This window comes from Allomesorhizobium camelthorni, assembly GCF_011045125.1.
Classification (GTDB): Bacteria; Pseudomonadota; Alphaproteobacteria; order Rhizobiales; family Rhizobiaceae; genus Allomesorhizobium; species Allomesorhizobium camelthorni.
Map to the genome: position 1 here is coordinate 1 of NZ_JAAKZF010000122.1, position 10,376 is coordinate 10,376.

At 64.1% G+C, this 10,376-nt stretch carries 3 protein-coding genes and 2 pseudogenes; all 5 read left to right on the forward strand.

Translation table 11 applies throughout. The features are described 5' to 3' along the window. Positions 1-8,151 (forward strand): glycoside hydrolase family 94 protein (locus tag G6N73_RS32570; RefSeq protein WP_165034049.1); only part of this gene is annotated, 8,151 nt, incomplete at its 5' end. Positions 8,152-8,217: 66 nt separating this feature from the next. After that, positions 8,218-9,132 (forward strand): annotated as a pseudogene (locus G6N73_RS32575) (IS630 family transposase); the annotation flags it as partial. 60 nt (positions 9,133-9,192) lie between these two features. After that, positions 9,193-9,417: a DUF768 domain-containing protein gene (locus G6N73_RS32580; RefSeq protein WP_165034050.1), complete on the forward strand. Its 225-nt coding sequence runs from the start codon at positions 9,193-9,195 to the stop codon at positions 9,415-9,417. Between the two features lie 431 nt (positions 9,418-9,848). After that, positions 9,849-9,989 (forward strand): annotated as a pseudogene (locus G6N73_RS38140) (antibiotic biosynthesis monooxygenase); the annotation flags it as partial. 172 nt (positions 9,990-10,161) lie between these two features. After that, positions 10,162-10,376, forward strand: a 215-nt coding sequence (locus tag G6N73_RS32590) for an SDR family oxidoreductase (RefSeq protein ID WP_165034052.1), incomplete at its 3' end; no start/stop codon positions are given.

Here is a 10,376-nt window from a genome sequence, read left to right on the forward strand (position 1 = left end):
CCTAGGGTTTTCGGCATCGCCTGGGCCTTCGTCGCCCACACCGATAGCCATTTCGACCCCGATGTCCTTCGTCGCTTCATCGCTGCCTATCAGCGGGTCCAGCCGCTGACGATTGGCGAGCTGTGGGCCACCGCGATCACCCTGCGCATCGTGCTCATCGAAAACCTCCGGCGCCTTGTTGATCAGATGACGATGGGTCGACGCGTGCGCGCCCAAGTCGATGCGATGGCCAGCCGGTTACTCGCACTGGGAGACACACGATCGGCGCTCGAAATCGTCGCCGTCACCCGTTCATCTGAAGCCCTGTCGGACACCTTCGCCGCACAGCTTGCCAAGCGCCTGCGCGACCACGATCCCAGAACGACGCCCGCTCTCGGGTGGCTGGAAGAGCGGCTCGGCCGGCAGGGCACGTCCGTGGAAGAAGCGGTGGAACACGTCCAGCGGCGGCAGGGCGCCTCCAATGTCACCGTGCGCAACATCATCACCAGCATGCGGCTGATCTCGGACGTCGACTGGGCCGATCTGTTTGAGAGCATCAGCCTCGTCGACGAGCGGCTGCGCGCGGCAAGCGGCTTCGCCGACATGGATTTCGCAACTCGAAATCTCTACCGCAACGCGATTGAACAACTGGCCCGCGGGTCCTCATCCACCGAACTCGAGATCGCGCAACATGCCCTGATCGCGTCACAGCGTGCCGCGTCCGCGGCGGCTGATGTGCAAACCGCGGAGCGTGTCGGCGATCCCGGTTATCACCTCATCGCCGAAGGTCGTCACGCGCTGGAGCGGAGCATCCAGTTCCGGCCGCCGGCGCGCCTGCTGATCAGTCGCTTCGGCGCTCCCTTCGGCATCGGCGGCTATGGCGGCACGATCATGGCCGTCACCCTGGTGCTGTTGGCTCTAGCGCTGTGGACACTTGGGATTGCGGGCCTTGGTCCCGGCTGGTTGGCGCTTTTTGCCGTCGTCGGTCTGGCGCCGGCGACCGAGGTCGCAACCGCGCTCGTCAATCGCGCTGCGACCAGGATTTCTGGCCCCACGATATTGCCGGGGCTTGACCTGGCACCCGGGGTTCCAGAATCTCTTAGAACGGTCGTGGCCGTCCCGACGCTGCTGACCAGCGAAGCCGACCTCCTCGAACAGATTGAACGGCTGGAGGTCCACCACCTTGCCGGCGGCGGGGGCGATCTCACCTTCACGCTGTTGCTGGACGGGGTCGATGCCGATCAGGAGGTTCTGGCGAGCGACGACAGCCTTCTACGGCGTGGGGCCGAGGCCGTCGACGAACTGAATCGTCGTTACGGGGCGGGTCCGGGCGGCGACCGATTTTTGCTGCTGCATCGCCGCCGCGTCTTCAACACCAGCGAAAACCTATGGATGGGGTGGGAGCGAAAGCGAGGCAAGCTGCATGAGCTCAACAGGCTGCTGCGCGGTGCCGTCGACACGACGTTCGTGCCCATCGCCGGGCGGCCCGTTCAAGTGCCCTCGAATGTACGCTACGTCGTCACCCTCGACGCCGACACCAGAATGCCAAGGGATGCCGCTCTTCGGCTGATCGGCAAGATGGCCCATCCCCTGAACCGTCCACGGTTCGATCCCGCAAGGCAGCGCATCACCAGCGGCTATGCCATCTTGCAGCCGCGCGTCACCCCCTCGCTGCCGATGGACATCGAGGGCTCGTTCTTTCAAAAGGTCTTTTCCGCGCCCGGCGGCACCGATCCTTACGCGGCGGCAGTCTCGGACGTCTATCAAGACCTCTTCGGCGAAGGAACCTACACCGGCAAAGGCATCTACGACATCGACGCCTTCGAGGCGGCGCTCGCCGGTCGTGTGCCGGAAAACGCCATGCTCAGCCACGACCTCTTCGAGGGCATCTTCGCGCGTGCGGGCCTCGCCTCCGACATCGAAGTCATGGAGGATTTCCCGTCGCGCTACGACGTGGCGTGCAAGCGTCAGCATCGTTGGACGCGCGGTGACTGGCAACTCATTCCCTGGGTCTTCGGGCGCGTGACCGCAAACCACGCGGTACCTGCGATCGGCCGCTGGAAGATGCTCGACAACCTGCGACGTTCGTTGTTGGCGCCGGGCATGGTGTTGGCTCTCGGGCTGTGCTGGTTGCTCCCGATGCCGTCGGCCCTGCTGGGTACACTTTTCGTCGTCGCGGCCACCGCGATCCCCGCCTTCCTACCGACTGCCTTCTTGTTCGTGCCGCATCGAGCCGGAATTCGCCTTCGCAGCCATCTTGCCACGCTCGGCGCCCACATCTCGCTCGCAGCCATCCAGACCGCGCTTTCCGTTGCTTTCCTTGCCGATCAGGCCTGGCGCGTGGGGGATGCCATCGTCAGGACGCTGGCGCGGGTGCTGTGGACACGGCGTCACCTGCTCGAATGGACGACAGCCGCCGAGGCCGCGGGGAGTCGGCGGCTGGATTTCGGGGGCTTCTATCGGCAGATGGCCGGCGGCACGGTGCTGGGACTTGTCGTGTCGGCCGGTGCGGTCGCTGTTGCCCCAACCTCGTGGCCAGCGGTTCTGCCCGTCGCACTCTTGTGGCTGGCAGCCCCGGCGGCGGCCCTGTGGGCCAGCCGTGGGGCGCCCCGCGAGCGACGGCTCTTGCTCTCGGACCAGGAAGCTCGAGACCTGCGGCTTATTGCGCGTCGCACCTGGCGCTTCTTCGAGACTTTCGTAACGCCAGCGGACAACATGCTGCCCCCGGACAATTTCCAGGAGGCCCCGAGCCCCGCCGTTGCGCACCGGACTTCGCCGACCAACATCGGCCTCTACCTGTTGTCTGCCGTAGCTGCCCGTGACTTCGGCTGGACAGGGACGGCCGAGACCGTCGATCGCGTGGAGGCGACGTTCGCCACCCTGCAGAAGATGCAAAGTCTCAATGGCCACTTCTTCAACTGGTACGGTACCCAGGATCTGCGACCGCTCGACCCGGCATATGTTTCCTCAGTCGATAGCGGCAATTTCGCCGGTCACCTGATCGCGCTGGCGAACGCCTGTGAGGAGTGGATCCATGCCCCGGTGGCGCCCAACGCCCGCCGCGGCATTGCGGACACCCTTTGGTTGGCCCGCGACGCATCCTGCACCGTGCCCGGCGCGCATGGGGAACGTGGTCGCCAGCTCGCCACCATCTTCGATGAAATCGGATCCCAGTTGAATGGCGTGCAGTCGATCGAGACCTTGGCTCCGGCGCTCAGGCGGCTGACCGACAAGGCCGCAAGGGTGGTACGCGGCGGCGTCTCGCCTGCCGGCGACGAAGGAGCAGATGATGCCGCTTTCTGGCTAGAGGCGCTGGGCAGGACGATCGCAGAACATGCCCGTGACCGCTCGCCGATCGACGATGCGTCGCCCCGTTCTGACCAGCGGTTGAAGGCACTCGCGGCCACGGCGCGCGCCATGGCGATGGCGATGGACTTCGGGTTCCTTCTCGATCCGGATCGCAAGCTGCTGTCGATTGGCTATTCCGTTGCCGAGAATAGCCTCGATCCCAGTTGTTATGACGTGCTGGCGTCGGAGGCCCGGCTTGCGAGCCTCATTGCGATTGCCAAAGGTGATGCGCCGACCCGGCACTGGTTTCGGCTCGGCCGGACCGCCACGCCGCTGGGAAGCGGGTCAGCGTTGATCTCGTGGTCCGGCTCGATGTTTGAGTATCTAATGCCGTCGTTGGTCATGCGCGCTCCGGCTGGCAGCCTGCTGGAGCAGACCAATCGTCTGGTGGTGCAGCGGCAGGAGGCGTACGGGCGCTCGCTCGGCCTTCCGTGGGGGATTTCGGAGTCGGCCTACAATGCCCGCGACATGGAATTCACCTACCAGTATTCCAATTTCGGCGTCCCCGGTCTCGGGCTGAAGCGCGGCCTCTCCGGCGATCTGGTGATCGCGCCTTATGCGACGGGCCTTGCTGCCATGGTGGACCCGCGCGCCGCACGCGAAAACTATGCGCGCCTCGCCAGGATGGGCGCCGAGGGGCGCTACGGCTTCTACGAGGCCCTCGATTTCACCCGGTCGCGGCTTCCCGACAACCAGACGGTTGCAATCGTCCGCAACTACATGGCCCACCATCAGGGCATGACCATCGTTTCCCTGGCAAACGCGCTGTACGACGGACAGATGCGCGACCGCTTCCATCGGGAGCCGATCATCAAGGCCAGCGAACTGCTGCTGCAGGAGCGCATGCCCGAGTCTGTCGCTATCGCGCATCCCCGAGCCGAAGAGGTGAAGGCCTCGGCGGCCAAGGCAATCGCCGTGGCGCCGAGCGTACGCCGCCTTACCGGTGCGGTCGCGGGCGCCCCCGCAACCCACATTCTGTCCAACGGTCGCTACGCGGTCATGCTGACCGCGACGGGGGGTGGCTACAGTCGCTGGCGCGATGTCGCAGTGACGCGTTGGCGGGAGGATGCGACCCGCGACGATTGGGGGTCGTTCGTCTTCCTCAAGGATGCGCAAACCGGAAACATCTGGTCCCCTGGCGGGCCCCGGAGGCCGGGCGACGCCGACAGGGACGAGGTCATCTTCGAAGAGGATCACGCCCACTTCATCCATAGGGATCGTACGCTGACCACGACATTGGATGTTGTCGTCTCCGGCGAGGATGACGGCGAAGTCCGCCGTGTCTCATTGATCAACAGCGGGCGGCGCCTGCGCGAGATCGAGGTGACGTCCTACGCCGAAGTGGTGCTGACGACTCCCGCGACCGACAACGCACACCCCGCTTTCGCCAAGATGTTCGTCGAGACCGAGCATCTGTCGGAGTTCGGGGCGCTGATTGCGACGCGCCGCCGGCGTTCGTCCGGCGAACCGGAAATCTGGGCCGCCCATTTCGCCGTGGTGGAGGGCGAAATCGTCGCCGAACCGCAATACGAGTCGGGCCGGGCACGTTTCCTCGACCGTGGCCGTGCCATCCGTTCCGCTTCGGCAATCGTCGATGGCCTGCCGCTTTCGAACACTGTGGGAACCGTGCTCGATCCGGTGTTTTCCCTACGGCGCCGCGTGGCGGTTCCACCAGGCAAAGTCGCACGGGTCGCCTTCTGGACAATTGTTGCGTCGTCGCGCGCCGAGCTCCTCGAACTGATCGACAAGCATCACGATCGCAGCGCCTTCGAGCGGGCGCAGACCCTGGCCTGGACTCAGGCTCAGGTGCAACTGCGCTATCTCGATGTCGACGCGGCGGAAGCGGCGGACTTCCAGCGCCTCACCGCACCGATCCTTTATGCCGACCCGCGCTTCCGGGCGCCACCCGAAGCGATCATTCGCGGCGCAGGCCGCCAGTCGGGCCTGTGGCCGCACGCGATTTCCGGCGACCTGCCGATCGTGCTGCTGAGGATCGACGAGATCGAGGATATCCGCCAGGTCCGACAGTTGTTGCGCGCCCACGAATACTGGCGCATGAAGCGCCTCGGCGTCGACCTGGTCATCATCAACGAGCGCGCCTCATCCTACATTCAGGATTTGCAGATCGCGATCGAGACGGCGGTTCGGAGCAGCCAATCGCGGCCACGTTTCGGCGAAGAGCACGCCCAGGGCTCGGTCTATGCCCTTCGCGCCGACATGATGGACGGCGACGCCCGCGCCTTGCTGCAATCAGTGGCTCGCGTCGCGCTGATTGCCCGCCGCGGGTCAATCGCGGACCAGCTCGCCCTCATACCGCCATCGCTTCCTTCCGCGATGCCGACTCCGGCTCCGAGGCCGTCAGCATCGGCACCACGTCCCGCGTCGGAACCAAGGGGGCTCGAGTTTTTCAACGGCTTGGGCGGCTTCGACAGGAGCGGCCGGGAATATGTCACCATCCTTGGTTCAGGAGACAGCACGCCGGCGCCATGGATCAACGTGATCGCCAACCCCGGATTCGGTTTCCAGGTGTCGGCGGGTGGGAGCGGCTACACCTGGGCCGAGAACAGTCACGACAACCAGCTCACGCCGTGGTCGAACGATCCGGTCTCCGACCCGGCGGGGGAGGCGATCTATGTCCGCGACGAAGACACTCTTGAGCTGTGGAGCGCGACGGCTCAGCCGATCCGCGACGGCGAAACCTACGTCGCGCGCCACGGTTTCGGCTACAGCCGCTTCGAACACGAGGTGAATGGCGTCGCCCTCGACCTGCTGCAGTACGTCCCGCTCGGCGATCCGATCAAGATCTCGCGGCTCACGCTTCGCAACGTTTCCGGACGGGCGCGCCGCCTGTCGGTCACGACGTTTACCGAGTGGGTGCTGGGCACATCGCGCAGTGCGTCGGGACCTTTCATAATCACGGAGGTAGACGCAGCCACCGGCGCGATGCTGGCCCGCAATCCCTGGAGCATGGACCTGTCCAACCACGTCGCCTTTGCCGATCTCTCCGGCAGGCAGAGCGCCTGGACCGCCGACCGCACCGAGTTTCTTGGCCGCCAGGGTGGACCTGCATGGCCAGCCGCGCTCAGAAGACGGATCCCTCTGTCCGGCAGGACCGGCGCCGCCCTCGATCCGTGCACGGCGCTGCAGGCCACTTTCGAGGTCGGCGCAGGCGAGACGATTGAGATCGTCTCGTTCATCGGACAATGCGGGTCGCTCGAGGACGCGAGGGCACTGATTGCCCGCTATCGCGCCGCCGATCTCGACGCTGCCCTGAAGGAAGTAACCGACTACTGGGAGGACCTGCTCGGCGCCGTGCAGGTCAAGACGCCCGACCGGGCGATGGACATCATGCTGAACGGTTGGCTGCTGTATCAGACGCTCGCCTGCCGCATATGGGCGCGTTCGGCCTTTTACCAAGCGAGCGGCGCCTATGGTTTCCGCGATCAGCTGCAGGACGGCATGGCGCTGACATCCTCGCGGCCGGAAGAAACGCGGCGACACCTGTTGCGAGCCGCCTCCCGCCAGTTCATGGAGGGTGACGTGCAGCATTGGTGGCTGCCGCATTCCGGGCGGGGCGTGCGAACGCGGATCTCTGACGACCGGGTCTGGCTCGCCTTCGCGACTGCCACCTACATCGCCACCTCCGCTGATCCCGCAGTCCTGGACGAGATGGTGCCATTCCTCGAAGGCCAGGCGTTGCATCCCGGCGAGCATGATGCCTTCTTCCGGTCGATGCTTGCCGATACGTCCGCGACGTTGTTCGAGCACTGCGCCCGCGGCCTCGACCAATGCATGCACCTCACCGGAGAGCATGGGTTGCCGCTGATGGGCACCGGGGACTGGAACGACGGCATGAACCGCGTCGGCGAGGGCGGCAAGGGCGAGAGCGTGTGGCTCGGCTGGCTGCTGATACGCACCATCGCGCTGTTTGCGCCCCTGGCGGACGACCGCGACCCGGAACGGGCCCGCCGTTGGCGCGCCCATGCCGAACTAGTGCGACAGGCACTGGAACGGGAGGCCTGGGACGGTGAGTGGTATCGCCGCGCCACCTTCGATGACGGCACGTGGCTCGGTTCGAGGAAGAACCGGGAATGCCGGATCGACTCCATCGCCCAGTCCTGGGCGGTGCTGTCCGGCGCTGCCGATCCCGCGCGCGCCCGAACCGCAATGGCCTCCCTGGACAGGCGGCTCATCCGCCGCGACGAGGGGTTGGCGCTATTGTTCGCACCACCATTCAACAAGACGCGACGCGACCCCGGCTACATCAAGGGCTATCCGCCTGGCCTGCGCGAAAATGGCGGCCAGTACAGCCATGCCGCCATGTGGGCAATTCTGGCATTTGCAGAGATGCGATCGGGGGACAAGGCTGCCGAACTGTTCGCCCTCATCAATCCGATCAACCACGCACGCACGCCCGAAGAGGTCGAACGCTACAAGGTAGAGCCATATGTGGTTGCTGCCGACGTCTACTCGGTCGCGCCGCATGTCGGGCGTGGCGGCTGGACCTGGTACACCGGGTCCGCAGGATGGATGTACCGGGCGGGTGTCGAGGGCATCCTGGGCATCCGCAGGGAGGGTGCCTTTCTCGTCGTCGACCCCTGCATTCCGCCAAGCTGGCCTGGATTTGAAGCCACAGTGAAAGTGGCATCAACCCTCTATGAAATACGCGTGCACTCCTCTCGGGACAGACCGGATAGCATTTCCGAGGCCATCCTTGATGGCTCGCACATCGAATCCGCGAACAACAGGGTCCGTGTCCCCCTCGACGGCGGCAATCACCACCTGGCTCTGAACGTGGCTTATACCAGCGGTGCCGATTTCTGACTCGCTCCCTCCAGATTCCTCCGCGACCCGATTTATGATTCTTTTGGGGCGAAGGGGGATTCGCCTATGGGATCAGCAGTTCAGTTGCGGACAGACTATTCGGCCTCGGAGCTTCGCCGGTTGGCCGGGCTTCGAAGGACGCGCGGCAGAGCAGCCGTTTGCTTTCGCTGGCGGCGATGCTTGACGGCATGAGCCGTGCGGACGCGGCCAGGATCGGCTGGATGGACCGCCAGACCTTGCGGGACTGGGCTCACCGGTTCACGAAGCCGGGCCGGATGGGCTTCTGGATTCGTGGTCGAGTGGCCCCACATCACGGCTTTCGCCCAAGCAACTGGCAGAGCTGGCCGAGATTGTCGAAACAGGCCCTGATCCTGCCGTTGACGGCGTGGTGCGGTGGCGCCGCGTTGATCTCCAGCGGGTCATCAAGGAGCGCTTCGGCGTCGATTATCACCAGCGCCATGTGTCGACACTGCTGAAGAAGCTGGGCTTCTCGCACATGAGCGCCCGGCCGCGTCACCCCGCGCAGGATGCCGACATCGTCGAGGCATTTAAAAAATTCCGCGCACGCTGACGGCCCATCTGGCCGACCTGCCGAAAGGCACACGGGTGGAGATATGGTTTCAAGACGAAGCCCGCATCGGCCAGAAGAACGGCTTGGTTCGGCAATGGGCAAGACGTGGCACGCGTCCCCGACAGCCCGCCGACCAGCGCTACAAGAACGCCTATCTGTTCGGCGCCATCTGCCCGGCACGCGGCAAAGGTGCTGCCCTGGCCTTGCCGCATGCCGACACCGAAGCCATGCAGCTCCACCTCGACGAGATCAGCCGCCATGTCGCCAAGGGCGCGCATGCCGTGCTGCTCATGGATCGCGGGAGCATAAAAAAGCTGGGGGTATCGTCCACGCTTGAAGCTCGGATGCCGTATGGGACCTCGGATGCCGTGACGGACCCGCATTACGGACCCCGAAAAGCCCCCGAACTCCGGCGTTGTCGCTTCCGGCCCCGCTCCTATATGCCCTAGCGCAAGGCATAGGAGAAATCGTTGAGCCAAGAGGGCGTGACTTTCTTACACGACTGGTTGGCGAAGAACATCGACACCGGGATGTTTTCATTGGATGAAGAAGCGCTGGAAGTGCGCGTCAACATCGCCATTCAACAATGTGTCCTTGACGCTGAGAGGGCAGGGATTTCCCGAGAGGACATTGAGGAGGATATGGGCGAGTTGAGTGTTTTGATTACTGAGGCAATGAAGGGTGATAACTCATAGCAACCGGACCTGAAGGTCGGAAAAGCAAGAGGCGATCGAATTTCTCCGGTCGCCCCTGTTCGATTTGGCGCTGCCGCTCTGCGTATCGCATCTGGCGCTGTTGAACGGACCCCTAAGGGTGCTGTCAAGCTCTGCTCTGGCGATCCACTGTGACGGACGAGCGCTTCATCGCTCACTGGCCGAAGCCAGCAATGGGATCATGTCACCAAATACAGTGGAGGACAACGTCAAATGAAAATCGCAGCGGGTTGGCAGACATCAACTTATCCGCAGCCCGTTTGCCATGGCGGCGCGTTCACGAGGTCTCAGGGAACGAATCGCCCCCGGTTCAACTGGCAGCCGGAGGGATCTTCGGGTTGCCAGTTTGGCCCAACGCAGTCTGATTTAATTTTGTTCCGCCATCTGGGACGGAAGGCTTTAACCACTGGTTGATGACTGAGCGGGCCCGCTTCATGGCGCGCCAGCCTGGCTTCATCTCAATCAGCCTGCATCGCAGCCTCGACGGGCGGCGCATCGTCAACTACGTCCAATGGCAGAATCGCGATTTGTTGCGATCGGCTCATCAATCGCCGGAATTCCGCAAGGAGTGGGACCACTTCGATCAGCTAACGGACGAGATCGACTCCCATCTGTACAAGGTAGCCCACGTCATGGACGGTGGTCGGCAGGCATGCCGTCCGCGCTACCTGTACCGTACGGTCGAGACAGCGCAATATAAGCTGGCAAATTTGAGCCACGACGGCCATGAACGATCGCATCGTAACCGTTTTCGGCGGAACCGGCTTTCTCGGCCGCCGCATCGTTCGGCATCTCTGCAAGCGCGGGTTTTCCGTTCGGATTGCATCAAGACATCCGGATCGGGGCAAGAAGTTGTTTGGTTCTGATGATCCGCAACTTCAATCAGTCGAAGCCAATATCCACGATGAGCGGTCAGTCGCCGATGCCCTTGCCGGCGCTTT